Raw genomic sequence first — 25,700 nt, forward strand, 5'->3', positions numbered from 1 at the left:
CTGGCAGTTACTTCGAAAGCTTTTGGTACCGCTTGATGAGGCGATCGCGCTTGAGCTTTGAAAGACGTTGAAGCCAGAAAATGCCGTCGAGCTGATCGATCTCGTGTTGATGGCACACAGCTAGAAAGCCATCGGATTCTTCAGTTTGCCCCGTGCCATTGATATCCTGATAACGCAAATGAATGCGGGCGCTTCTTTCAACATCGTCCACCACACCTGGCATTGAGATACTTCCTTCCTGATGGCGAATTTTCTCATCGGAAGCCCAGGTGATTTCAGGATTGATGTAGGTCTTGGCGCTGCCGGGGCCGGAAAGCTCCAGCACCACGACGCGCGTCAGAACGCCGATATGCGGAGCTGTGATGCCGATGCCGGGTGCTGCGCGCAGCGTGTCGAGCAGATCCTGTGCAAGAACACGCAGATCACTATCAAAAGCGGTGACGGGTGCTGCTGCTGCACGCAAGGTTGCATCCGGAAATTTGACGATTTCTCTAACGGTCATTCTCTGCTCTTCGCTGTCTGCCGACTGTGGAGCTGAGCAATGTCTTTATTTTGCAGAATGCGCAAGCGGGCACTGCAATATGCAGTGCCCGTCAATGGTTCAGAACGAGACTTACTTGGCGTTCAGGAAATCTGCGACTTCGAGCAGGATAAACTCGTTATTTGCAGCTTCGCCGATCTGGCGACCGCCCGAGAACGGCAGATTGTTATCATTGGCGATCAGGATATGCGTATCGTCTACGCGCATCACGTCTTCAATGGTGAAGAACGGGAAGGTAAACTTCCCCTTGAGGTCGCGTGCAGCTGCGGTGTTCAGGATTGCCTTGTTGTCCGGGTCCTGAATGTCCATCAGATTGATATGACCGATACGGTGGATGTAACCGTCAGCGTCGATCTTTGATGTATCGACGAGAACGATATTCTTGACCTTGGCCGGCAGGGGATAGCAGGCTGAAAGATCGTCGGTCTTGCACTCAAGGCTCGGATCACCTTCGCCATTGTCACGCTCGATGACCAGCGCACGGGTGTCGTCGATGAAGTTGAAGTCACCAATAGCAGTTGCGCCTTCAGCCAGACGGAAGCGGTAGCTGTTGCCAGTCCATTCGCCTTTGCCGGTGTCAAAAGTGATGACGCGCAGGAAATCGCCTTCCGGCTTGCCGCTGTCGTCATAAAGCGGCTTTTCAAGCATGGCCCAGAGCTGGTTGGTCTTTGGCTGCAATGCCATGCCTTCATAGCCGCCCGAACGCTGAACGCGATAATCCTTGCCGGCAACCGCTGGCACGACGACGCCCGGTGTATCTGGCCCGGTCAGCTGCTTACCATCGAGCATGGTTGGATAGACGGCTTTCACGCGGCCATCGAGACCAGCGCGAATGATGTAAGGGCCAAACTCATCACCAATCCAGATCTCGTCATTGAGATACTGAATGCTTTCCGGGTCAAAATCCGCACCCGTCAGGTAACGGCCATCGGTGCCTTCATAGGCGATGCGGAACGGCACTTTCTTGTCGGGATCGCGCAAAAATACCGACTCCACGCGCTCAACCTTGCCGGTTTCAAAATCAGGCTTCATGCGGTGGAAGAACAGCAGTGCATCCGGGCTGTTGGCCTTGGTGCCAAAACCGTTGTCGGTCAGTGTGAAAATGCTGCCATCGGCTGCACGATTCATAGCAAAGCCTGACATGCCCTGTACCGGCTGGCCGATGAAGGGAAGCGAGATGCCGGTGGTGTGGCTGCCATAGGCTTTGCCGACATCGCCCATGACGCTCATCGGCTTGTCATTGCGTGCCTTGCCGGTGAACTTGCCGGAAACCCAGGCATCGCGGGGTGCATCGGCAGGCGGTGTTATCAGCGTCAAAGCTGGCAGATAGGCGTGACCTGCCAGTTTAGCGGTGAATGACTCTTCAGCCATGGCCGAAGCCGTCATAGCAATCGTGGCAATGGAAGCGAGAAGATAACCAAGGCGCATAAGGGACCCCCTAAATTGCGAAAACAAACGCAATGGTCCTTAAAGGGGCCCTGTGACGGGTGATTATCATCACGATTAAGGTTTGATGACAGCTGCTAAGGAAGCTTGATCACGACGAACTGGGTAAACTGGTCGGCATTGAAATTATTGTCAGACACCATCACCAGCGTTTTCGCACCATCGATTTCCGGACCCCATGTGATGGATTCGATATTGTCGATATCGAGGCCGAACGTACCTTCATCAAGACGCAGCAAGAGTTCTTTCTTCAACGGTGTGGCTGCGATCCCCTCAAGCGATGATTTGCTGTTCACATCAGTCGCACCTTCGAAGGATGCGCGATAAACGCTGATGCGATTGCCCACACCGTGAGCGTAGCTTCGCTCCACAGTGAGAAGATTCGACCCATCCGTCATGAACTCGCTTAATCCATTGTCGTTCCAGAAAGGCGGTAGCGTTGCCTTTGCGAAAACCGGATCAGTTTCATAGACATGTTCGGCGGTTGCTTGACCCGATGCGATATCGAAGGAGATGATGCGCGACTTGCTGCCTTTATCAAGCGTGGCAATCTCGCCATCCTGAGCCAGCGCATTTTCAGTGCCTGCAAGCAGCGTCTTGCCGTCCGTAGTGACGGCGAGACTTTCAAAAGCCAGATTGCTTCGCGTGCCGCGCGTCTTATTCTCATCTGGCAAATACGCTTCCGGCAGTTTGAATTCACGAACAAAGCTTCCATCGAGCTTCATTTCACGAACAGAAGGCTTGCCTTTGCGGTCGCCTTCGCTGGACCAGTAAAGCGTCTGGCTTTGAGCGTTGAAGCGAATGCTTTCCGCATCGACATCCTTGATTGCAAAAGGCTTTCCCTCGGCATCAAGCAGGGTGTTGGTTTCCAGAATATCCAATCCGTGAATGCCGGATGCGTCAATATCGAGTTTTAGTTTGTAGAAACGGGCAGGTGCCTTCTCTGAACGGTCATCAGAAATTGCATAATAGATATTTTGGGCCGGATCGTAATCAAGACCGGAAATGCCGCCAAACTCAACGCCATTGAGTTTCAGGCCCGTAGGCAGAACAAACTCGCCGACCAAAGCGGACACTTTTTCTTGCGCAAAGACAGGAAGCACTGTGCTGAGAAGAAGTGCCGTCAATGGAATGGTCGAGAGCGTTTTGCGTATCATATGTCACCTGTCTGATTGATCCGCAGACAATTAGCCCAAGTTTTTTACACCTGCATGAATACGAGAGAATTTGAAAAATTATTATTTAAAAACAAATAGATGGATAAAATAAGCTGTTCTTGTGGGCGGCAGACTCCTTGTTTAGTGGGTGAGTTGCCCTCTCAATAGCCGGCAAAGCAAGTTTTACCAATTAATCGGCAAACTGTTATACCAGTGTCATCTAGCTTTCTTATCTGACCCTCACACGCATTACACAGTGGGGATTTCTGATATGCGCAAACTGCTTCTTGCTCTCGCCTCAGCAACCATGCTGACGACTGCGGCTGGTGCTGCAACCGTCTATCCAATTGACCGGGCGACAATCCTTGTCAATTCGCCCTTCGACTTCAAGGTTGAGTTCGATAAGGTCGTTAAGCCAGAGGACGTGAAAGTTACCGTTAATGGCCAGGACTATGAAGCTGTTTTTGGCAGCAAAGCCGAGTTTACCGCTGAAGAAAAAGGCGCAGAAGACAAGGTTTTGGGTTCCGCTCTCATTCTTCGCGGACTGAAAATCGGCAAGGCCGGTGACTACAAGGTTGAAGTTTCTGCAGGCGACGAAACCAAGTCAGTCAATTGGGATGTCTATGCGACCGGCAATGAAGCCAAAGCCAAGAACATCATCTTCTTGATTGCTGATGGTCTGTCGGTTGCTCACCGTACAGGCGCGCGCATCATGTCGAAGGGCATGAGTGAGGGTAAAGCCAATGGTCGCCTCAACATGGATGATATTCCGCCTGTTGCTTTCATCGGAACGTCTTCTACCCATTCGATTGCGACTGACAGTGCCAACACCATGTCTGCTTATATGACCGGCCATAAGTCACGCGTGAATGCACTTGGCGTTTATGCCGACCGTACGCCTGACAGCCAGGACGACCCAAAGGTTGAAACCATTGCAGAAGCAATGCGTCGTGAAACCAAGAAGTCCATCGGCATTGTTTCGACATCCGAACTTCAGGACGCCACACCGGCCGCGCTGGTCGCACATACGCGCAAGCGTTCCGACAAGGCTGATATTGTTGGAATGATGTATGATGTGAAGCCTGATGTCATTCTTGGTGGCGGTTCTGCTTACTTCCTTGCAAAGGATGTTCCAGGTTCCAAGCGCAAGGACGACAAGGATTATATTCAGTTGTTCAAGGATGCCGGATACGCGCTGGTCACAAGTAAGGACGAGCTTGCTGCATCGGGTGAGTCAAATCAGGACAAGCTCCTCGGTCTTTTCCATACCGGCAATCTCGACGTCACGCTTGATCGCGAATTCCTCAAGAAGGGTACGGTCGACAAATTCCCCAACCAGCCAGGTCTTGTGGAAATGACCAAGACGGCTCTTGAAAAGCTCTCCAAGAACCCGGAAGGCTTCTTCCTGATGGTTGAAGGCGCATCGGTTGATAAGATGAGCCATCCGCTTGATTGGGATCGCGCACTTGTCGAAACCATCGAGTTCGACAAGGCCGTTGGCGTTGCCCGCGAATTTGCAGAAAAGAACCCGGACACGATGATTATCGTCACCGGCGATCACACCCATGGCGTTGCCATCATTGGAACAGTTGATGACGAAAAGCCGGGCGATGAAATGCGCGAAAAGGTTGGCACTTATGATGCCGCCGGATTCCCGAATTACGAAGACACCAATGGCGACGGTTACCCGGATCGCATAGATGTTTCGCGTCGTCTGTTCCTCGCCGCCAATAACGGTCCGGATCATTACGAAACCTTCCGTCCAAAGATGGATGGCGCCTTCGTGCCGGCCGTTAAGAACGAGAAGGGCGAATATGTAGCCAATGAGGCTTACAAGGATGTTCCGGGCGCAGTCTTCGTTCAGGGCAACATTCCTAAGGAAGATGACACCGGCGTTCACGCTGTCGATGACGTTGTTCTTCAGGCAACGGGTCCAGGCTCCGAGGGTCTTCGCGGCTATATGGAACAGAGCGATGTTTACCGTGTGCTTGCTGACACCTTTGCGCTCGGCAAGGCAAAGTCTGAGTAATCTTCGTTTGAGTAAGGGCAGGCGGGTTTTCCGCCTGTCCACTTACCTTCAGGAGGATAGGATGCGCACAGGACCGCATTTCAATCGCAGGCAACTCATGCTTGGTGCATTGGCAACTGCGCCTTTGATGTGCGTTGCAAACAGGGTACAAGCCGCAGAGCAGCTTGGCTTTGACAATCTGTATAAAAGCTTTGGCGTTCTGGGTCTGGAGTTTTCCGATCAGGTCAAAAATGCTTCCGGCAAGGAAGTGGCAATCAGCGGGTTCATGGCACCGCCACTCAAGGCTGAAGCCAATTTCTTCGTACTGACCGAAATTCCGATGTCGATCTGCCCATTCTGCTCGTCAGATTCGGATTGGCCCGATAATATCATGGTCGTCTATCTGGCATCCAAACAGACGTTCGTACAGTTCAACGCGCCGATTCTGACGCGCGGTACGTTGGAATATGGTTCATGGACAGATCCTGAAACGGGTTTCGTCAGTCAGCTTCGTCTGCGTGATGCTTCTTTCGAAACGGTCTGACGATGATGCTTGCCAAGCCATCGGGCCTGTCGCTCGATATTGCCGATCTGGAAGTGCGCTTTCAAGGTTTGGCTCTCCCTGTGCTTTCCATTGAAAAGTTTAATCTGGCTGCTGGTGGTCATCTGGCAATTACCGGTGCCTCCGGCTCGGGCAAAAGCACGATGGTCAACGCCATAACGGGGCTCGAACCTGTGAAATCCGGCAAAGTGGTGTGGGGCGAAACGGAAATCAGCAGCCTGTCTTCCTTCAGGCGTGATGCATTTCGTGCGCGCAACATCGGTCTGGTGATGCAGGATTTTCACTTGTTTCCCGGCCTTTCGGCACTGTCCAATGTGCTATTGCCGCTCAAATTGAGTTTTGGGGTGAAAGCTGACGATCGCACGCGCGCTCTTCAATTGCTTCAAACAGTCGGAATAGCTCGCCCCGACCAACATATCGAAACGCTGTCGCGCGGTGAGATGCAGCGCGTGGCTATCGCGCGTGCGCTTCTTTCTAAGCCCGGCGTGATCGTGGCCGATGAGCCGACAGCAAGCCTTGATCAGAAAACTGGGGCGGATGTCGCTGAGCTTCTGGTTCGGCTTGCCACCGAAGAAAAGGCGACATTGGTGGTCGTCACGCATGATCCGCAGTTGATGCAATATTTGCAGCGCCGCATCCGCCTTGAGGGCGGAAAGATTGTAAGCGACAGCGTGGAGATGGAATTGTCATGATCGCATTCATTCTTGCGGATCTGCGCCGCTTCTGGAGTGGTGCTGTCGCCATCATCGTTTTGCTGGCATTGTCGGTTGCATTAAGTTCGGTCGTGACCGTGCAGGAACGGGCTGTGCGGCTTGGCACGGCGCGGGCATCTGACAAGTTTGACCTTGTGATCGGTGCCGCAGGAAGTGACACGCAACTCACACTTTCGTCGGTCTTTTTGCAGCCATCGCCTCTGCCGCTTATGTCGGGTGCGATGCTGGGCAAACTTGCAAATGACAAGCGTGTGGCCTTCGCGGCTCCAATCGGCTTTGGCGACAGCGCGATGGGCTTTCCCATTGTTGGCACGACAACCGAGCTTATTTCCGCCCTGTCACCACAGCTCGCCGAAGGCACGATGTTCGCACGTCTGGGGGAGGCGGTTATTGGTTCGGCAGTCGATCTAGCGGTCGGCGCTAAAGTCAATCCAATGCATGGAACTGTTGAAACTGGCGGACATGCACATACGGAGCTGAGCTATCATGTAGCTGGCAAAATGGCTGCGACCGGCACTGCATGGGATCGGTCTATTCTGGTTCCCATTCGCACTGTCTGGCAGCTACATGGCATGGAAGCTTACGAAGAGCACGAGCATGGCGACCATGCTGAAAAGCCGGGTAACGGATTTGGTGTGCTTATCAATGAAAAGCCGCATGACCATGATCACGAAATCGACGTCAATGCGCCGCTTGATGAGGCTTTCGATGCTGATAGCCCTGGTGTTCCGGCTATTCTTGTAAAGCCAAAGACCATTGCGGATGCCTATCGGCTGCGGCAGGAATATCGTTCTGATCGCACATTGGCGATCTTCCCGGCAGAGGTTCTCACCCGGCTCTATTCGACATTGGGAGATGCACGCCGCCTGCTGCTTGGTATCGCAATCGGTACGCAGGTGATTGTGGTTTTTGCTTTGTTGTTGGTTGCGGTCATGCATATAGGCGTGCGAAAGCGTCAAATCGGTGCGCTGCGGGCGCTTGGTGCGCCGGTTCGCTCCATCATGGCGATTGTCTGGGGTGAGTTGTTTTTCCTGCTGATGCTTGGAATCTTTCTTGGACTGGCAATCGGTTATGCGGCAGCGCGTGCCATCACATCATGGCTCACAGCAACAACAGCAGTCAGGATGCCGGTGGAATTTGCAATGAGCGATGTCTGGCTTGTTATTGGCTTTATCGCGGTTGCGGCAGTGGTTTCGCTCGTTCCGGCGTTGATGACACTGCGGATGAGTCCGGCGTCTGCTTTACGTTCATGATCTAAAAAAGTGGCCGCAGCATCATTTCCAAACCTAGCAGCAGCAAAGAGATCAGAAAGCCGCGCCTGAATATGACGGGACTGATTTTCCTGCGAATGACTTGTCCGGCCCACATTCCAGCAAGGGCTGGAACAATTGCCATGGTGGAGATTGCGAGTTGATCAAGAACCAGCACTCCTTGAACCCCGAGACCTAAAGCCAAAGCGATTGTCGATATGGTGAAGGACAGGCCCAGTGCTTGAACAAGTTCGTCTTTCTCAAGTCCAAGTGCTTGCAGGTAAGGCACTGCCGGAATCACGAACACGCCAGTCGCTCCCGCAATAAGGCCTGTGATCGCCCCCACGATCGGTGACAGCCAGGTCTCAAGTCCCGCAGGCACCTTGAAGGGATGCGCCAGCAGTGTGAAGGCTGCATAGAGGCTGAGACAGGCGCCCAATGTACCGGTCGTGATGGTGGCATCACTCTTCGCCAGCCAGGAAACGCCGAGCATAGTTCCGGCGATGATTGCGAGCATCATCGGCCATAGCCGTCTGACCAGCGCGAGCGAATTTGGTCCTGCAATCATCTGCCAAATATTGGTTGTGAAAGACGGTACCAGCAGGAGGCTTGCCGCTGCCAGTGGAGAAATGAAGCTGCCAAGCACGCCCATTGCCAATGTGGGCAAGCCCATGCCAGTGATGCCTTTGACAATACCGGCAGCAAAGAACGTAGCCGCAATCATGAATACAAGTGTCGTTGATAAATCGAACATGGCCTTGCATGGACGATCTCAAATACTGGAACAATGTGGAAGTTCCGCATCATGGCTTCGGCTGGCCCGAAGCCTAATTATGCGATAGTCTTGCCTGATGCGCTTTGACCTGACTGACCTTCGCTTGTTTCTTGCTGTGGTAGATGCTGGCAGTATCACCCATGGAGCGGCGGATGTTGGACTTTCACTGGCGGCTGCGAGTGAGAGGCTGCGTGATATGGAAACTCTCAGCGAAGTGATGTTGCTTGAACGTGGGCGACGCGGCGTCACAACAACCGAAGCTGGCGACGCGCTGGTGCATCATGCTCGTGCGATCCTCCAGCAGATCGCGCAGATGCGGGGTGAGCTTGGCGAATATGCAAAAGGTCTGCGCGGGACAATCCGCGTTCTGGCCAATACCGCTGCGATGACCGAATTTCTTCCGGCGCGGCTTGCTCCCTGGCTCGCGCGCAACACTCAGGCCGATATCGACCTGAAGGAGCGACAGAGCATTCAGATTGCCAGAAGTATCGCAGGAGGTTTTGCGGAGATCGGTGTTCTGTCCGATACCGTCGATATCAGCGGCTTGCATTTACAGCCCTTTGCTATTGATCGTTTGGTGCTGGTCAGCGCGAGAGATCATCCGCTCGCCGTACGTAACAGCGTTCGGCTCGACGAATTGCTCGACCAGCATTTTATCGCGCTGAGCACAGGCGCATTACAGGATCACATCGATGCGCAGGCTCTGAAAATCGGACTGCGACTTAAGACGCGTATCAAGTTGCCGACCTTTGAGGGTATTTGCCGGGTGGCAGGCGAGGGCGTGGGCGTTGCCATCATACCGGAAACGGCGGCGCGGCGTTTCCGGCGATCTTCTTCGATAGCGATCATCAAGCTTTCCGACAGTTGGGCAACGCGCCAACTGGCAGTTTGTGTGCGAGATGAAACCGCGTTGGCGCCTCTGGCAAGGAGCCTGTTTGCACATCTGACCTCATACGAGCGACAGGCTTGATATATTCTGCGAAACAACCTGACTTGCGGCTGTAATCAGCCGCTTGCCGGTGTCCGCACTGAAAAAATGCAGCTTATCGACGGCTGCCGTCAATTGCATATGGTCGCTGATCGGGAGCTGAGGCGGAAAGGCTGCAGTTATCCGCTGCTCGCCAACCATACCATGCACGAGGCGCTGGGCGCCGAGTTCTTCAACATGATCGAGCATGAAACTAAGTGCGTTCTCACCGTTCTGGGCCAAGACAAGATCCTCCGGCCTGATACCCACTGTTAGAGAACCGGATGAGGGAAGACTGCCTGAAAGCTGCAGAACAGCTTCATCGATCATCAGACGGTTGCCGTCGAGCCGGGCGTTGAGGAGGTTCATGGCTGGTGAACCGATAAAGCTCGCAACAAAAGTCGAGGCTGGATTGTGATAAACCTCAAGCGGAGTTCCGATCTGCTCGATACTGCCCTTGTTTAACACGACAAGACGATGCGCGAGGGTCATGGCTTCGAGTTGGTCATGCGTTACATAGAGCGAAGTCGTGCCCAGTCGCCTTTGCAGTCGCTTGATCTCACCGCGCATGGTGACGCGCAATTTGGCATCAAGATTGGATAGTGGTTCGTCAAAAAGGAAAACGGAAGGCTTGCGCACGATTGCGCGCCCCATGGCAACCCGCTGGCGCTGACCACCCGACAATGCCTTTGGTTTGCGATCAAGGAATGGTTCGATCTCCAACATACGTGCCGCTTCCGCCACGCGCGTCTCGATTTCGGCTTTTGGGGTTTTGCGATTGCGCAAGCCATAAGCCATATTGTTATAGACGCTCATATGTGGATAAAGCGCATAGTTCTGAAAGACCATTGCGATGTCACGATCAGCAGGTTCAACGTCGTTGACGATGCGACCGCCAATGCTGACCTCACCCCCTGAAATGTCTTCAAGACCAGCGACCATGCGCAGCAATGTGGATTTTCCACAGCCTGAGGGCCCCACCAGAACGATAAATTCACCCGCACGGATATCGATGGATACGCCTTTCACGGCTTCCACTCCACCAGCATAGACCTTCTTGAGGTCCTTCATGATGATACCGGCCATTTTTCTCCATTTCCGCAAAGCAAAATGTCCCGCGCTTTGCATCTTCAAATTCGAGTTTCCAAAGCGGGATGCGCGTGAAAACAAATGGATAGAGCATTTCCAATGACTCAAACAAAACAGGAAATGCGCGAAAGCGCCTACTGCTTCTCCTGATCCCGCTGATCCAGCCAATCGGCGGTTGCCTTGCTGGCTTTGCTCGCGGCATCTTCAATCGCTGTTCCAGAAAGCAGCTCGGATACAAGATTGGCACTGAAATGGTCGCCCGCGCCGATCGTGTTTTTGACAACCGCGCGCTTCATGGGTGTAACATTTCTTATTTGCTCGCCATCATGAATGGTGATGTCGCGCGTACCATCGGTCATGACGAGATGCTTCAGGCGAGAACCACAGAAATGCTGTGCTTTGCGCCAAAGCGCATTGTCACCCAATTCCGGAAAGTCGCCTTTTGAGCCGATCATGAGATCTGCGGGTCGCTGCACGGAGTTTTCAGACAAGGGAAACTGAGACGCGACCAAACCTATTTCATCGAGCGCTTTAAGAATCGTCGCATCTGGATTGAAGCAATTGATATAGGCGGCGTCGGCCTTAACGTCTCCATCAAGCCGGAACAATCGCATCGGCCCCTCGGCCGGCGTTAAAATCGTGCGTTCTCCGGAAGGCTCAAGCAGAATATCGGTGATGTGGGTACCACTATCTCGCTTGCATACATGCTGCATATCAAAGCCGAGCTCCAAGAGCTCGGAGCGGGCTGTTTCGCCAAGCCCATCATTGCCAAGCGAGCTTACAAGCGCCACCTCATGTCCCAGTGCCAGAAATGGTGAGCCTGTGAAATAGCCACCGCCGCCGAGTCTTGTCTCACGCTTTCCCCACGAAACGCGGGAGCCGGATTTGAGTGGCCCGTGGAGCTCCCAGATTCGATCATGGTTGAGATGTGCGATTACCAGAACACGCGCCATTATTTCTCTCCTGTGCCAGCAGAGAATGCTTCAACGATGTAACGTTGCGCCAGAAGAAACATGCCGAGCACGGGCAATACGGAGAGAAGGCTGGTTGCCATCAGTGGTCCCCAGGGGGTTTCAGCACCATCCACATCAGCAAACATGGCGATGCCCGTGGTGAGTGTCTTTCGGCCGGTGTCTTCGAGAACGAGCTGCCCCCAAAGGTAGATGTTCCACGCTCCCATGAAAGAAATCACAGAAAGTGCAGCAATGGCAGGCAAAACGTTCGGTATGGCCACGTCCTTGAACTGTTTCCAGATACCGCAACCATCGATGCGCGCTGCTTCAAACATTTCGTCTGGAAGCGAACGGAAAGATTGTCTGAAATAGAAGACATAAAAGCCGATATAGGGGATCGAAGGGATGATCATGGCCCAATAGGTATCGAAGGCATGTATCCTCACCACCGCGATATAGGTGGGAATGATCGCGAGAACCGTCGGAAAGGACATGGTGGCAATCACCACCCAGAAGAGGAAATGTTTGCCGCGAAACTCCATTCGGGCGAAAGCATAACCCGCAGGCAGGCTGATGATGAGCTTGCCCAGTGTGATGGCAGCGGATGTCACCACGGAGTTAAACAGCCACCACCAGATCGGATAACGATCAGCTGCAAGCTGGAAGTTCGACAATGTGATCTGTTCGGGCCAGAACCGCAGCGCCTTTTGAGCAATCAGTTCGTTTGGTGTGAAGGCAGATGTGACCATCCACAGCAATGGAAACAGCGTCATGAGCGACAGTACAATGAGAAGAATATGGAGTGTGCCGCGCTGGAGCGTGGCGCTGAGAGAATTTGCAGTCATTGATAATGCACCCGCTTTTCGCCGAAGCGGAACTGTGCCCAGGTTATGAGAAGGACTGCCACGATGATGATCATGGCAACTGCACTCGCTCTGCCGAATTGAAAGAACTGCAGGCCCTGCTGCCAGAGGAAATAGAGCAGATTGGAGCTTCGGCCCGCTGGTCCGCCTCCCGTCAGAACGTCAACAACGCCCACAATATCGTCGAGCACCGAAAATACGGTTGTAACCGAAATGAAAAACGCGGTCGGTGTGATCAGCGGCAGTTCGATAGTGAAAAAGCGCCGCCATGCACCAGCACCATCCAGTCGAGATGCTTCGCGCAATGACTGCGGAACATTGGCAAGCGCCGCGATCCACAACAGCATGTTGAGGCCGAAACTTTTCCAGAACGTGACGACCGATACAGATAAGAGTGCGAGATCCGGATCAAGGTGCCACATGGATGTCGGCAATCCGAACCAGACGAGAACTTCGTTGAAAAGCCCGTTGACCGGATTAAGCAGCCACGACCATGCAACGCCTGCGACAGAATAGGCAAGGATAGTTGGCAGGAAGAAAGCGCCGCGATAGATGCGTTCAAGCTTGGAGCCCTGCACCGCATGGATCATCACGGCGATAATCAGCGGTAATATGATCTGTGTCGGAACGAGAATAATGCAGTAAAGCACCGTGTTCCAGGCTGCGAGCCGAAAATCGGCATCAGCAAACAAGCTTTTGTAATTGTCGAGCCCCACAAAGCTGACATCGGTTGAAAGCAGGTTCCAGTCAATAACCGACAGAACCGCGGAGGCAATGATCGGGCCATAAAGGAAAACAATGACGGAAACGACGGCTGGACCCGCGAAAATCCACGGAGCCAGCTTTGCAAACAGAGATTTCGACATTTCGCGTCAGGCATCCACCAGCACGGTTGCAAGTTCGTCATGAGCCGATTTGAGGCCGGATTTGATATCCGTTTCTTTCAGCAACATGCGTGATACCCACTTGCGCCAGATGTTCTGGCCTTCAAGCCCGCGCTTGCCCGGCCAGATGGTTTCGGAAGTCAAACCGTCGGTAAGCTGACCCGCAGCAGGTTTCATGAAGTCGTTAATCAGCGGAATGTCGTGAACGGATGTGTTAAGATAGCCAACTTCCGACCAGATCTTCTGGCCTTCAGGTGAGGCGCAGAATTCGAGAAACGCAAGTGACGCCTTAGCCTGTTCGTCATTCTTCGCATAGACCGCGAGAAAGTTTCCGCCGCTGTTCATGTTGCGGGCATGGCCGGCAATGCCGGGGAAGCGCGCCGTGATCGCCTTAGCATTACCAAACGGGAAGCTTACAGCGCGTGTCGAGCTTGTGGTGCAGATCGCAAGCGCGCCAGCTTCAAAAGCGGCATCCTGCTCTTTGCCGCTGACGGGGGTCCAGAGCCCTTGGTGGGCTGGCTGGCAGAATAGTTCCATGCCCTTTGCAGCCTCATCGCTGTTAAGTGCAAGCTTGCCTTCGGGGTCGATGATGTAGCCGCCCGCATTCTGAATGAATGACTGGCTGGTCCATTCATTGTTGGAAAGAGCCAGTGCCGACCGATAGGTGGCATGTCTGCCCTTGAGCTTTTCATCAAGTGTGTGTGCAGCCTTATAGAGCCAATCTGTATCTGGATAATCCGGAAGGTCTGGATCAAGGCCGGCTTCAGCCCAAAGAGTGCTGTTGATGAAGGTTATCGGCGTCGACATTGCCCATGGCAAGCCAATCACAGCATCGTCAATGGTGACCAGCGGCATCAGCGAAGGAACGAAGTTCGCAATAATGGCCTTTGCCTTGGTATCATCGATTTCGTTGAGGTCGCGGGCACCAAGAGTGCGGCGTGCGAAATAGCCGAACTTCCAGCCCGTTACCATGATTGCTGGTGGTTTGCCCGCAGCGATACCAGCGAGCGCTTTGGCAGTCGCTGTTTCATAATCGCCATCGAAGCGGTTGGTGACGGTGACGCCACTCTTCAATGCGTTGAAGGCGTCTACGACTTTCTGAAATGGTTTGTCCGGTCCCCAGATGCTGGAGATTTCAATTTTGGCATCGGCAGAAAAAGCCGAAGAAATGCCAAAGGTGCTTGTGGCTGCCAATGAAGCGGAGGCTGTCAGAAAACTACGCCTTGAAAGTTCAACCATGTCCGTCACTCCTGTGTCCGATTTGGGCACAAACTATCGGGCGTGAATGACATGCGAATTGTGAGTTTCGACCGGTTCTTGCGCTATTTGCCCGTTTAATGACCGTCTTGGCGAGATTTTGTCGTATTCCTGTGAGGTAAGTTCGTTAGGTCTGCCGCGACGTAACAATGGCATGAACTTAAAATGGCACAACGACCTCTTCGACCATCGGATCGGCAGGATCGGATCCGCGATCGTCTGATCAGACAGGGCGATACCACTTGCGCGGAGCTCGCCGGTATATTCGCGGTTTCAGAAGAAACGATCAGACGAGACCTCGCCTCTCTGGAAGAAAGAGGGCAAGCGATGCGCGTGCATGGCGGTGCGCGTGCCGTCACGGCAAAGGGACTGCCGCATATTGACTTGCGTATCGGAGCAGATCGTGAAGCCAAGGAGCGAATTGCCCGGATTGCCCATGGATTGCTCAAACCGGGTATGTCGGTATTTTTCAGTGGCGGTTCAACCGCCCTGGCAACAGCGTGGGAGGCGCGTCACGAACCACCGATCATCGCCACATCGCTGATGGTCGATATCATGATCGTCCTGTCTATGGGCGGGCAGACTGATCTTACGCTTTGCGGTGGGCAATTCGACAAGCACTCCCGTGCTTCCTTCGGTTTTGAGGCGATGGAAATCATCTCGCGCCGTGTTTTTGATGTCGCCTTCATGGGAGCAAGCGGGTTTGATGTGCAGCGTGGATTGCTTGGGCCGTCGGACAGGCATCTCCAGCTTGCGCAGGTGGTGCGGCGGCAAACAAGAAAGTTCGTCGTGCTGGCAAGCCACACGGCTCTGCAAAGATCGGACAAATTTTCGATCCTGCCAACATCGGGCATTGATCTGGTGATCACAGATCAGCCGCCGCCAAATGCGGTTTATGCAGCGTTGGAAAGAGCAGGGGTGGAGATCATTTACTGATCTTGAAATCGGCCCGGACCAGATGGGCCGGGCCGATGTTTTTTTGGCAGTCTTATGACTGATGATGGCTGACAGACTTTTCCGCGTCTTTGGTCTTTACAAGCGATATGACAACGCCCGCACCAAGGATCGCAAAGGTAATGCCGAGCGACCAAGAAGGCGGGAATTTTTCCCAACCCATCAGATCCGCAATGAACATCTTGGAGCCGATGAAGATCAACAGGATCGAAAGCGCGTACTTAAGATAGGCGAAGCGATGTAGGATGGCCGACAGGGCAAAGAAAAGCGCTCTTAGGCCAAGAATTGCAAAGATATTCGATGTGTAAACGATGAAGGGATCGGTGGTGATCGTGAAGACCGCCGGTACGGAGTCTACAGCGAAGATCAGATCCGCAACTTCGATCATGATAAGCGCCAGGAATAGTGGCGTCGCGAAGCGTACCATCTTGCCGGTCGCGCTGTCTTTCAACCGTACAAAGAAGGCATTGCCGTGCAGTTCATCCGTGACACGCATGTGTTTACGGGCAAAGCGCAGCAGCGGATTTCGGCTCATATCCGGTTCGTCATCTTCTCCAGAAAACAGCATCTTGATGCCGGTGATTATGAGGAAGACCGCAAACAGATACAGCACCCAGTGGTAGTTTGCCACGATTGTAGCGCCAAGGCCGATCATGATGCCGCGCAACACGATCACACCGAGAATACCCCAAAATAGGACGCGGTGCTGATATTTGCGCGGGATTGCGAAGAAGCTGAATATCAGCGCGATAACGAAGATGTTGTCGAGAGCCAGCGTTTTCTCAACCACGAATGCGGTGAGATATTGCGCCGTCGCCTCGCTGCTCATCTGCCACCAGACAAAGCCGGAAAAAGCCAGTCCAAGTGTGATGTAGAAAGCCGACATTTTCAGGCTCTCACCTATATCGATCTCATGGTCTTCCTTGTTGAAGACGCCAAGATCGAGCACCAGCAATGCCAGAACGATGCCGATAAACACCAGCCACATCCAGACCGGCGTTCCCATGAAGAGTGAAGTAAATATTTCCATATCCGACCTCTGTTCAAATCTAACAAGGTCGGCTTCGGGTTACCGGGCTGACCTCGAGCTTGCTCGAAGTGTCCGACATCACGGTTTGTAAAAACCGCCAGAGGGGCCCGGTCCACTGGCTATCACGTAAGAAGCGATTTTGCAGTTTCAAGCCGGGCTCTGCTTATTTTTACGCAATAGAGCAGATTTACAGATTCTGGACTGAACCCACGCTTTCTTAAATGGCCTTCTGGATCGCCTGCAGCAATTCGGCGGGATCAATCGGCTTGTGAAGCAGCATATAACCGCTCGCGGACGCTTCACGCAGTCTTTCAGGCGATGTATCGCCCGTCAGGATGATCACGGGCAGCTCGTAACCAAGTTGATCGAACAATCTGCGTGCAGCTTGTGTTCCAATCATGCCCCCTTCAAGGCGGTAGTCCACGATGACAAGGTCGGCTTGAGAGGGCTTCGCTGTTTTATCAGCTTGCCAGGCGGCATATGTTTCGACAGCGTTGCGCCCCGAAAAGGCTTGGTAACCCCAAACGTCGACAAGCCCTGTGAGAGCTTCAAGAACGGTGCTTTCATCATCAATAATGAAAATGTTTCCACCTGTCTGAAGCGGGCTTCTGGTGGCCTTCTTCGGTTGGCGCTGATCAACGACAAGCGGTACGACGATTGAAAACATCGATCCCGTACCGGCTTGCGAGCAAAGCCGGATCGGATGATTGAGCAATTCTGCTGTTCGTTTCACAATCGACAAGCCAAGTCCCAGTCCTTTGTCGCGATCGCGTTCAGGATTATGCAGCTGCACGAATTCTTCAAACACTGTTTTGTGCTGGTTTTCGGCGATACCGATCCCGGTGTCATAGACCTGAATTTCGATATTACTGCCTCTGAGACGACAGCCAAAGAGTATGCCTCCGCTTGTCGTGTAGCGGATCGCGTTGGCAATCAGATTGGCAATTATCTGCCGCAGCATCATGGGGTCGCTGTCTGTATGAAGGTCACATCGGACCATTCTCCATCGAAGACCTTTGCTTTCAGCGAGGCTCGCAAATTCGTTGCGAAGATCATCCTGTAATTCACCTATCGAGATGGTTTCGCGATTGGGCGTCACGATCTGAGCGTCGAGACGTGAAACATCGAGCAATGCGTTGAGCAGATAGCTCAGATTGGCAACGACGCTTCTGATCTTTCCAGAAATATTAGCCGCGTCGGCGCCATTGACATTCCCTCTGCCTGCGAGTGCTGCCAAGGTCGAATTGAAGAGACCAAGTGCGTGTACTGGTTGCCGAAGATCGTGACTTGCAGCTGCAAGGAAACGTGTCTTTGCGCGATCGGCCGCTGCCACCCTGTCCCTTTCACTTTTGAGCTGATCAACGAGTGTTTCGTTTTCAAAGCGCAATCGAATCGTCTCGGCCAGATCCCGGTGGGTCACACGTCCATGATGCACGTTGATGATAACCAGACAGGCGATCAAAAACAGATAGGCGTTATAAATCTCCCCCTCACTCATGAGGCAATAGATCGTGCTTGGGAGAACGGTCGTGAATAACGATCCGACGAGGACCGGCAGAAATGCTGATGAAGTGGGCACGGACCCGCAGGTCAGACCCGTCATGACGATCATTGCGAATGAAAGAAGGTGTGGTTCGCCCGAAAGAAAACCGATCAAGCCCAATAATCCCCAGTTCATACCCGACAACCACGAGAAGCCAGCCGCCATCCATGCCCATTTCGGATAGTTGTTCGGTGTTTTCGTATGGCGAAAAAAAGCGCGGGTGCCGATCATACGGAGGATTGTCAGCAAATAGACAGAAACGCACCATGCAACGAGCCAGGTATTGGGTACCTTGCCCCAGAAGATCAGCAGCGAGGGGATCGGCACGAAAATGTTGGTCAGCAGTACGCCGGCCGAATGCTTGTAAAGCGTATTGACCAACGCCTGCTTTATACGCGTCTCGTCTATGGGATTAACTCTCGTCGATTTTTTGTGTTTTTCAGGGAGCGTTAAAGCCACCATAATGCTATCCTGTATTCGCTTGTGGGCTTGAGGGGCATCTTATCGATGAGGGAAAACTACCGGGTAGTCTTGGCTGACGATCACAATATCGTCCGCGAGGGGCTTAAACTACTTCTTTCCACGTTAAGCGAAACGGTTGTGGTTGGTGAAGTGGGTGATTGCTCGTCTTTGTTGAGGCTTTTGGCTCGGACGCCTTGCGATATGGTCCTGCTTGATCTTGGGATGCCGGGATTTCACGGCTTTCAGTTCATAGAACAATTACGAGCGACCCATCCAAAGTTAAAAATTCTTATTCTGTCTGCAAACAGTGAATCCCGTTCGATCCGTGCAGCACTCGACGCTGGTGCTAGTGGTTATCTGACGAAAGATGGCGATCCGAGCGAACTGCTTGCCACCATCGCCAATTTGAAAAACGGTCGCAGCAACGGCGCAATTCACATTGGTTCCTCGATCAACCGTCCAAATGGTCATGAGCCTGGACCCAATATCGATGTCGTGTCGCCTGTCCCGCTCACAAGGCGTGAGTTACAGTTTTTGGCATTGATCCCACAGGGTGCGACGACCAGGGAAATAGCAGATCGGCTCGGCATCAGCGTTTTCACCGCCCGTAAGCATCGCGAAAACCTCATGCGCAAACTCGACCTCCATAGTAGCGCTGAACTGACAGCTTATGCGGTGCGTCTTGGATTGCCATCGGCTTAATCTTCCGGTCGCGGCTCTGGCAGAAGCCCCCAACTGCCAGAACCGCCATTCAAGCAAGGATTTGCTTGAATGAAAGCCTATATGCCTCTGTTAGCCAGAAGCTACCAAGATGGCCTAAGGCATGAAATACGGCACCTGTCGTATTTTAGCAGGTACATCAGGAGAATATGGTCCCGACTAATCCGCTGACAGATCGTCGGCGGTATAATGGGGCGGCGAGCATGTTTCGCAAATACGCAAATTTTGGTGAGGAAAGGCGGTCGGTTCTGATCTCAATTCTGGCGCTACTGCTGGGGTCGTTTTTGCTTGCGAACGAGAAAGCACGAGCGGGGGAGGCTTTACGCTCAGATAGAGTTGATGCAGCGGTTGTTTTTGCTGTCGATCGGTCATCGTTGCCAGATATCGACGATGTTCAGATGGTTCGCGAGGGGCATATAGCGGCCCTGCGTTCTTTGTACCACGTTATGACCAGCGGCCCGAACCAGTGTGTGGCAATTGCCTATATCGAGTGGTTGGACGACAGCCAATCCGAAACCGTTCTGCCATGGAGGCGCATCTGCGATGAAGGCGATGCTGAAGCAGCGGCTACAGCAATAGCACTTTATCGCCCTGATGATCACAAAGGCGAGGCAGGCTCCATGCTGATGGCAATCAATGCGGCCTTGGATGAAGTGAAAATGGCGACCTGGAGCGCAAACAGGCTCATTGTAAATCTTTCGATTTTTGATGACAAGCCTGTGGGGGTTGCCCACACAAACGCCGATACAACCAACATCATTACAGTGCAGAAGGATTGCCTGCACAATCAAGGATCGGGCAGACATTTGCAGGTCGCATCATCTACGGATTACTTGGCCGCAATTGAGCGGAGTTTGATGTTTGACGTGGGTGGCGACAGGGCCTTTTACATGAAGGCAGAAGAGCCAGATATCAGAACGGCAAAGACCGATATCATACCTTAAAAAGGTGGCGCTTCGGGGCGCTGGTCCCCGAGGCGATTGTGCATCTATCTGCTTTGATTTGAGACAAGCAAATCCTTCACTTCTCGCAGAACAGTAACCAGACTAGCCGCGTCGCGAGCACCATCATATCGCGTGCCGTTGATGAAAAGCGTTGGTGTGCCATTGACGCCACTTCGCAATCCACCGCGGAAATCTGTTTCAATGCGCTCCTGAAAACGGCCGTCGAAGGCGGTTGCGACGGTCGCTGGCGCTATGCCGAGAGCTGTCGCATATGCGAGGAGATCATGATCGGTCAGCGCGTTTTGGTTTTTGTAGAGAAGATCATGGGCTTGCCAGAACAGGCCTTGTGTAGCTGCCATTTCAGCAAATTCCGCAGCGTGAAGCGCATGGGGATGTATTTCTGCGAGCGGGAAATTACGGAACACGAAGCGTAGATCCTCACCCATTGCCTTCTGCACTGCTTTCAGAACGTAATAAGCTTCGCCGCAATAAGGGCATTCATAGTCGCCATATTCGACAAGGGTTACAGCGGCTGTCTCATAACCCTGGATGTGATCCTGTTTACTGACAGGAATGCTCAACTTGCTCATGGTTGCAGCTCCGTAGCGGTTGGTTTGGCCTCAAGCATGTCGAGTGCTTCAAGAATGCCATCGGCTCCCGGGTTGATGCCGAGGGGCGAAACATAGCTCCATCGGATAATGCCATCGGCATCGATGACGAAGAGCGCACGCTCTGCAACGCCATCTTTCTGGCGATAAACGCCATAGTTCCGGGCGACTTCACCTTTGGGCTCAAAATCTGCGAGAAGCGGGAAATGCAATTTACGCTCTGCTTCAAAGGCGGCATGGCACCACACACCATCCACTGATATGCCGAGCAGCTGTGCCTTCGAATGATGAAATTCCGGCAGTATTTCGTTATAAAGTCCCATCTGATCGCTGCAGACCGGGCTCCAGTCAGCCGGGTAAAATGCGAGTATCACCGGAGCGCCACGCAGATCGCTGAGCGATACCGTCTGATCCGCCGTAGCAGGTAAAGTGAACGCAGGCGCAACGGTGCCTGCAGCGAGTGCGTGTGAAAGAGGATTATCGCCCGGCATGATCGAACTCCTTTGCAACGTCGATATGCTCCCAGCTTAGGCAGCGAAGCAGGGCAGCTCAATCAGATGAACGGATAGTGTTCAGATACTTAGGTCTATTGGGCCGCAGAGTTGGGGCCTATACCTTAGGTATAGGTTCGCAACTGGCGGTGCCAGCCGCCTGGCGCAAAGAGCTGCCTGATCTGAATGAGGGTCAGAACCTCAAATGGCACAACTGTAGGATGAAGATTTTATGTTTTCACTTTGCTTGATTGCGCTTAGCCCAGTCAATCAACGTGCGCACGTCTCTCGTCCGCTCGTTTTCCGAGGGAGACTTCAAACTGACAGTGACAAGCAATCTCTCTCCTGGCGCCTGGGAAACGACCACGATATTGAAAAGACCTGGAACGAGTGCCCCCGTTTTACCACCAATGATATCATAGTCCTTATAGAGGGGATTTGGGTTCGATAGTGCTAATTTGCGCGCGTGAGGCCCCTCGACTACTATAGTATACTGTTTGTCTCCCCACACTCTTGATACTTCAGAATATTTCAGTGCTTCGACCGCGAGCTTCGCGAGATCCTTGGCTGTTGTTACCTGTCCCGAAGCTGAAAGCCCTGATGGGTTCATGAAGACAGTTCGCGTCATGCCAAGCGTCTGGGCTCTATTGTTCATCTGGCGTACGAAAACGTCTGGGTCGCTTTCTTTGTGATGCTCCTCTCTTCTCATTACAGCGCCCATGCTTCGGGCGACAGCATTCGCCGTCACATTCGACGAAGACAGCATCAAGTTGGCGATTGCAGCCTCAAGTGGTAATACATCGCCGACCTTCAGATTGTTTCCTGATCCACCCACCAGATCGTCCGCATGAACCACTATTTTATGCGATAGGCCCAGTCGTAACTTTCTGCTGATGTCAATTGCGACGATTGCAGTCATCAGTTTGGTCACGGATGCAGGCGGGAGCTGCTTCTCGCCCGCTTTAGAGAACAGGATTTTCTGCGTGTTATCGGTAGCATCCGGTATCAACACGGATAAAGCGCTCTCGGCACTAACATAGGGCGGGGGTATTGTCAGAACTTCTGGTGATTTGTTTCGCTCTTCCCTCGATGCGATCTGACTGGCATCATGTAGCGCAAGCGTTCGTCGTATTTCGGCAGAACTGTTACCCTGTGCAATCATAGCAGCAGCAATTTTCGCGTAATTGGAAAGTAAATGGTGTGACGGATCTGGTGCATGCGCAAATATATGGTGCGGATCGAAGCCTGTTGTTTTGAGCCGGCGTACATAGCGCAACTGCGTAAAGAAAGGGATTGTCTGGTCTTCCGGATCCGAGATAACGTATACGTCCGGACGGTCAGATTTCGCAACATTCTTTAAATGGTCAATGGGATCGTAAAACTCGCGGGAATCGTAAAGAAGACGTCCTGGAATGTTCCGGCGAAACTCCCAGTAATCTGTGACCTGCTTTACGGAAACAAGGCCGGAAGATATGACCGCTGCCCTTATATCGTCGCGTTTGTTGAGAAGACCTGCAACTATTTGTCCGCCGCCCGAATGACCTGCGAAGATGAAAGATTGGATCTGGTAGCGATCCTTGAGGAGAGAAATCGCGTGTTGCATAAGCTCGATTTCCCGATTTTGTCGACGTTTATTGTGATCTCCTGAGGATCCAAAAAGACCGGGGCGGGCTAGAAAAATCGCTGGGACACCGGCGGCCTCCGACCATTCCGTCATTTCTTCAGTAATCGAAGAAGGTGATTGTTTTCCGTAAGACGGAACCACGCTTCTTTGCCCGTCGGCGTTGCGTAACAGCACATCGCCACTGAAATAAACCATTACCATGGGGTTAGCGCGGTGCTGAAGGCCCGAGCGATAATAGCGAATGCATTCGCCACGCCCCGCGGCATTTACCCAAAGCGAATTCGCTATTGCGGAACATTGCTCAGAGCTTGCGGTGGAGCCATGCAGGGCCTCACGTATATCGAAATGCTCTGCATCCTTTGGCTCCTGCAATACCTGCGGATTTGTTGCAGTAAATGGGCCGAGTTTTTCCCGCTCGTCCGCTCTCGCCCCGATCAGTAGTGGAATACCAGCGAGCACGAATGCGCTTTTTAGAAAGCGCCATTTTAACAACGACCACGAGCGTTTCAGAGTTGTAAGGACAGCGGAGTATATTGCGCTCATGGTCATGGGGTCCTTTACTTGTTTCTGAATGGCGACGTTGCAGAGAGGGAACCCTTCGCCTCAATGCGGTCCTAGGTCGAAATGCAGAGAAGAAAAGCCTGCTCAGCATTCAGAGCTTAATGATTTGAACTGAGCCTGTCACAGAGGCAAACATGCTTTCAGAAGCTCATCTCCGATACGCTGGCGTTCCTGCTTGCTCTGAGCACTCAGGATGACACAGATGAACAACTCACCCTTTACCGTCCGTGTAAGCACGACGTGGTGTCGTGAGGGACCCAGAGAGCCTGTTTTAAGTCCGGTTATGCCACTGTGTCCGAGAAATGGGTTGATGTTCAGATATGTCTTTCCCTCAAAGTGAAAATCCTTTTGAGCAAAAATCTGAAGCAGTGCGGGAAAATTGGCGTGGACATGACCCGCAAGTATCGCCAGATCCCCGGTCGTTGTTTTCTGTCTGATGCCGATGCCACTGGGAGAACAAAAAAGCGTTTCCCGCATTCCAACAGATCGCGCATAAGAGTTCATTTCCTCTACAAAAGCGGCGATTGAACCACTGTGCCATTCTGCAAGCGCATTGCTGGCCTCGTTCGCACTGATGATGGCGTTGGCTTTGATTAGTGTGGCGAGTGTTTGAGGATTTCCTGCCCTAAAACCCCACAGGCTTTGAATATCAGTGGCAGCTTCTGATACGGGAACTGTCGTCTCACCGTTGATCTGAAGCTTTTCCATGCGCCGCTGCACGAGACATAGTGTAACGATCTTTGCGATTGATGCAGGTGGGTGTTTTAAATCTGCGCCCTGATTGAATAATATCTGTCCGTCGCTCCACCGCAGCAGAAGAGCACTTGTCTCGTTCGAAACATTAAGTGCACTTCGGATCGTAGCTTTTGCCTTGAGACTTTCGACGATTTCGTGCACGCGCGTGCTGTTAGACCCTTTCAGCAAGATCGTATCATCAGACCTGGTCGCTGCTAGAAGATACTCACGAAGATCAGTTAAACTCTGCGCAAAATGCCCGCGGCGATGATCTGCCAGCGCTTCCCAGAATTTTGTATAAAGCTCTCCGTAGATATAAACCTTATCGATCGGAAGCTTGTTAATCAGTGTCGCAAGTTCGGTGTGGTACCGTTCGGCATCTTTGCCCAGTTCCGCCATTTGTCCGAGTACAGCGATCCGACGTCCCTTTGTTTTTTCTTCACTTAGGCGGTTCAACGCAGCAGTCATCGACCCGGGATTGGCATTATATGCGTCGTCGATAACAGTTATATTTTTGCCTCCGATGCAGATCTGCAGGCTTTCGCCTCTGCCTGCCAATGCCCCAAATGTCGAAAAGGAGGCGAGCGCGGCACCCGGATCTAGTCCTGCGCTCTCCAAAGCGGCCAGTACGGCGATGCTGTTTAGCGCCATATGGTGCCCAGCTGCGCCGAGTTTATATTCTCTAATTCCGTAAGGGGTTTTTACCCGGACGAGGTTTTCCTGCGCATCATATTTCAGTATCTGATAATCGCATGCATCACTCTGTCCAAAATGGACAACCCGCAGCTTCGCCTTCGTGGCTGCCGCAAAAACTGTATCCCATTCGAGCATGTCGCGGTTAATAATCGCAATATCGCCCGGCTTCATACCCCAGAAGATCGCGCTTTTTGTATTGGCAATATCTTTTGTTGTATTGGTTTCGGTGAGATGCACAGGCTGAATGTTTGTGAATATCGCAACATGTGGCCGCGCCATTCGGGAACTTACACCCATGCGTCCGATGGCCATCTCCAAAACAATGTTTGAGGCTGTCAAATCGAAAGAAGCCAGATTCCATGCGATGCCATGTGGTAGATTGGCATTATGTGCGGAATGTTGTGTTTTGCCGTAAGGTGATAATGCATGCGAAAGCATTGCAACGCATGTCGTTTTGCCGGCACTGCCGGTTACGCCAAAGACACGACCACGAAATCTGTCTCGAGCGTTGTGCCCGAGATTGAGAATTGCTTTTCCGGTATCTTCTACCAGCAACAAAGGAGTTTCGAATTTTCGGAGTTCGGCAACGTCTGCAGATGTGATTATCGCTGATGGCCTGGTCGCAAGCCTTTGCAGGCCTTGAAGACTGAGGCCTCGTTCCTCATTGTGCCTTGCGACCACAATCATATCTCCGGCCTTGAAGGTCTGAGCCGCGATTGCCAGACCCGTCGCACGCCACCCGAACTGCGGTTCAATCAACCAGCGACCACTGGTTGCTTTGGCAACTTCGTGTAGTGTCCAGGCAAGATCATCTTTCACTTCAAATCCCCCCTGCAAATGCTCAAGAAACTCACACTAAGAAGAAAT

General features: G+C 52.6%; 23 protein-coding genes. 8 read left to right on the forward strand and 15 right to left on the reverse strand.

The genetic code is table 11. The features are described 5' to 3' along the window. Positions 1–7 precede the first annotated feature (7 nt). The 3 genes from QSJ70_RS07005 to QSJ70_RS07015 form a co-directional block, all read right to left on the reverse strand. Positions 8–502: a peptide deformylase gene (locus QSJ70_RS07005; protein WP_285535316.1), complete on the reverse strand. Its 495-nt coding sequence runs from the start codon at positions 500–502 to the stop codon at positions 8–10. A 111-nt stretch (positions 503–613) separates the two neighbouring features. After that, positions 614–1,969 carry an esterase-like activity of phytase family protein gene (locus QSJ70_RS07010; protein ID WP_285535318.1) on the reverse strand — a complete coding sequence of 452 codons (1,356 nt, stop codon included), beginning with the start codon at positions 1,967–1,969 and terminating at the stop codon, positions 614–616. A gap of 95 nt (positions 1,970–2,064) precedes the next feature. After that, positions 2,065–3,144, reverse strand: coding sequence for an esterase-like activity of phytase family protein (locus QSJ70_RS07015; protein ID WP_285535319.1), 1,080 nt, complete (start codon positions 3,142–3,144; stop codon positions 2,065–2,067). Between the two features lie 271 nt (positions 3,145–3,415). On the opposite strand from QSJ70_RS07015, the gene QSJ70_RS07020 reads away from it, so the two are divergent. The 4 genes from QSJ70_RS07020 (at position 3,416) to QSJ70_RS07035 (ending at position 7,680) form a co-directional block, all read left to right on the forward strand. After that, positions 3,416–5,173, forward strand: a complete 1,758-nt coding sequence (locus QSJ70_RS07020; RefSeq protein ID WP_285535321.1) for an alkaline phosphatase — start codon at positions 3,416–3,418, stop codon at positions 5,171–5,173. Between the two features lie 61 nt (positions 5,174–5,234). Next, on the forward strand, positions 5,235–5,696 hold the full coding sequence (locus QSJ70_RS07025) for a hypothetical protein (RefSeq protein ID WP_215777813.1): 462 nt from the start codon (positions 5,235–5,237) through the stop codon (positions 5,694–5,696). Positions 5,697–5,698: 2 nt separating this feature from the next. Further along, positions 5,699–6,406, forward strand: coding sequence for an ABC transporter ATP-binding protein (locus QSJ70_RS07030; protein WP_285535324.1), 708 nt, complete (start codon positions 5,699–5,701; stop codon positions 6,404–6,406). Beyond that, positions 6,403–7,680, forward strand: coding sequence for an ABC transporter permease (locus QSJ70_RS07035; RefSeq protein WP_285535326.1), 1,278 nt, complete (start codon positions 6,403–6,405; stop codon positions 7,678–7,680). The genes QSJ70_RS07030 and QSJ70_RS07035 overlap by 4 nt, the downstream gene beginning before the upstream one ends. A 1-nt stretch (position 7,681) precedes the next feature. Here the strand turns inward: QSJ70_RS07035 and QSJ70_RS07040 are convergent, their stop codons facing one another. Next, positions 7,682–8,431, reverse strand: a complete 750-nt coding sequence (locus QSJ70_RS07040) for a sulfite exporter TauE/SafE family protein (protein WP_285535328.1) — start codon at positions 8,429–8,431, stop codon at positions 7,682–7,684. A gap of 97 nt (positions 8,432–8,528) precedes the next feature. Between QSJ70_RS07040 and QSJ70_RS07045 the strand changes: the two genes are divergently transcribed. Then, positions 8,529–9,422: a LysR family transcriptional regulator gene (locus QSJ70_RS07045; RefSeq protein WP_285535330.1), complete on the forward strand. Its 894-nt coding sequence runs from the start codon at positions 8,529–8,531 to the stop codon at positions 9,420–9,422. On the opposite strand, the gene QSJ70_RS07050 is transcribed toward QSJ70_RS07045, so the two are convergent. The 5 genes from QSJ70_RS07050 to QSJ70_RS07070 form a co-directional block, all read right to left on the reverse strand. After that, positions 9,402–10,505, reverse strand: a complete 1,104-nt coding sequence (locus QSJ70_RS07050) for a sn-glycerol-3-phosphate import ATP-binding protein UgpC (RefSeq protein ID WP_285535331.1) — start codon at positions 10,503–10,505, stop codon at positions 9,402–9,404. The genes QSJ70_RS07045 and QSJ70_RS07050 overlap by 21 nt on opposite strands. 137 nt (positions 10,506–10,642) lie before the next feature. After that, the gene (locus tag QSJ70_RS07055; RefSeq protein ID WP_285535333.1) at positions 10,643–11,461 is read right to left on the reverse strand and encodes a PfkB family carbohydrate kinase; all 819 of its coding nucleotides are present in this window, start codon (positions 11,459–11,461) and stop codon (positions 10,643–10,645) included. Beyond that, positions 11,461–12,306, reverse strand: a complete 846-nt coding sequence (locus QSJ70_RS07060; RefSeq protein ID WP_285535334.1) for a carbohydrate ABC transporter permease — start codon at positions 12,304–12,306, stop codon at positions 11,461–11,463. The genes QSJ70_RS07055 and QSJ70_RS07060 overlap by 1 nt, the downstream gene beginning before the upstream one ends. Then, complete coding sequence (locus QSJ70_RS07065) at positions 12,303–13,190, reverse strand: carbohydrate ABC transporter permease (protein WP_285535336.1); 888 nt, start codon at positions 13,188–13,190, stop codon at positions 12,303–12,305. The genes QSJ70_RS07060 and QSJ70_RS07065 overlap by 4 nt, the downstream gene beginning before the upstream one ends. Before the next feature lie 6 nt (positions 13,191–13,196). Then, positions 13,197–14,447 (reverse strand): extracellular solute-binding protein, encoded by a 1,251-nt coding sequence (locus QSJ70_RS07070; RefSeq protein WP_285535338.1) that lies wholly within the window; start codon positions 14,445–14,447, stop codon positions 13,197–13,199. Between the two features lie 183 nt (positions 14,448–14,630). Between QSJ70_RS07070 and QSJ70_RS07075 the strand changes: the two genes are divergently transcribed. Continuing rightward, entirely contained in the window at positions 14,631–15,401 is a 771-nt protein-coding gene (locus QSJ70_RS07075; RefSeq protein ID WP_285535339.1) for a DeoR/GlpR family DNA-binding transcription regulator, read from the forward strand. Between the two features lie 52 nt (positions 15,402–15,453). Here QSJ70_RS07075 and QSJ70_RS07080 read toward each other — a convergent pair whose 3' ends face one another. Beyond that, the gene (locus QSJ70_RS07080; RefSeq protein ID WP_285535341.1) at positions 15,454–16,449 is read right to left on the reverse strand and encodes a TerC family protein; all 996 of its coding nucleotides are present in this window, start codon (positions 16,447–16,449) and stop codon (positions 15,454–15,456) included. A 217-nt stretch (positions 16,450–16,666) separates the two neighbouring features. Continuing rightward, complete coding sequence (locus QSJ70_RS07085) at positions 16,667–18,454, reverse strand: ATP-binding response regulator (RefSeq protein WP_285535343.1); 1,788 nt, start codon at positions 18,452–18,454, stop codon at positions 16,667–16,669. 45 nt (positions 18,455–18,499) lie between these two features. On the opposite strand from QSJ70_RS07085, the gene QSJ70_RS07090 reads away from it, so the two are divergent. Both QSJ70_RS07090 and QSJ70_RS07095 read left to right on the forward strand, forming a co-directional pair. Continuing rightward, a complete protein-coding gene (locus tag QSJ70_RS07090; RefSeq protein ID WP_285535345.1) occupies positions 18,500–19,156 on the forward strand; it encodes a response regulator in 657 nt (218 codons plus the stop codon). Between the two features lie 221 nt (positions 19,157–19,377). Next, entirely contained in the window at positions 19,378–20,118 is a 741-nt protein-coding gene (locus tag QSJ70_RS07095) for a DUF1194 domain-containing protein (protein WP_285535347.1), read from the forward strand. A 44-nt stretch (positions 20,119–20,162) separates the two neighbouring features. Here QSJ70_RS07095 and QSJ70_RS07100 read toward each other — a convergent pair whose 3' ends face one another. From QSJ70_RS07100 to QSJ70_RS07115, 4 genes are all read right to left on the reverse strand, one after another. Further along, complete coding sequence (locus QSJ70_RS07100) at positions 20,163–20,708, reverse strand: DsbA family protein (RefSeq protein WP_285535349.1); 546 nt, start codon at positions 20,706–20,708, stop codon at positions 20,163–20,165. After that, complete coding sequence (locus QSJ70_RS07105; protein ID WP_215777790.1) at positions 20,705–21,217, reverse strand: peroxiredoxin; 513 nt, start codon at positions 21,215–21,217, stop codon at positions 20,705–20,707. Before QSJ70_RS07105 ends, QSJ70_RS07100 begins: the two co-directional genes overlap by 4 nt. A 238-nt stretch (positions 21,218–21,455) precedes the next feature. Next, the gene (locus QSJ70_RS07110) at positions 21,456–23,384 is read right to left on the reverse strand and encodes a serine hydrolase (protein WP_285535351.1); all 1,929 of its coding nucleotides are present in this window, start codon (positions 23,382–23,384) and stop codon (positions 21,456–21,458) included. Between the two features lie 138 nt (positions 23,385–23,522). Beyond that, positions 23,523–25,652, reverse strand: a complete 2,130-nt coding sequence (locus QSJ70_RS07115; RefSeq protein ID WP_285535353.1) for a Mur ligase family protein — start codon at positions 25,650–25,652, stop codon at positions 23,523–23,525. Positions 25,653–25,700: the final 48 nt, after the last annotated feature.

Origin of the sequence: Brucella sp. NBRC 12950, from assembly GCF_030268145.1 — a bacterium.
Classification (GTDB): Bacteria; Pseudomonadota; Alphaproteobacteria; order Rhizobiales; family Rhizobiaceae; genus Brucella.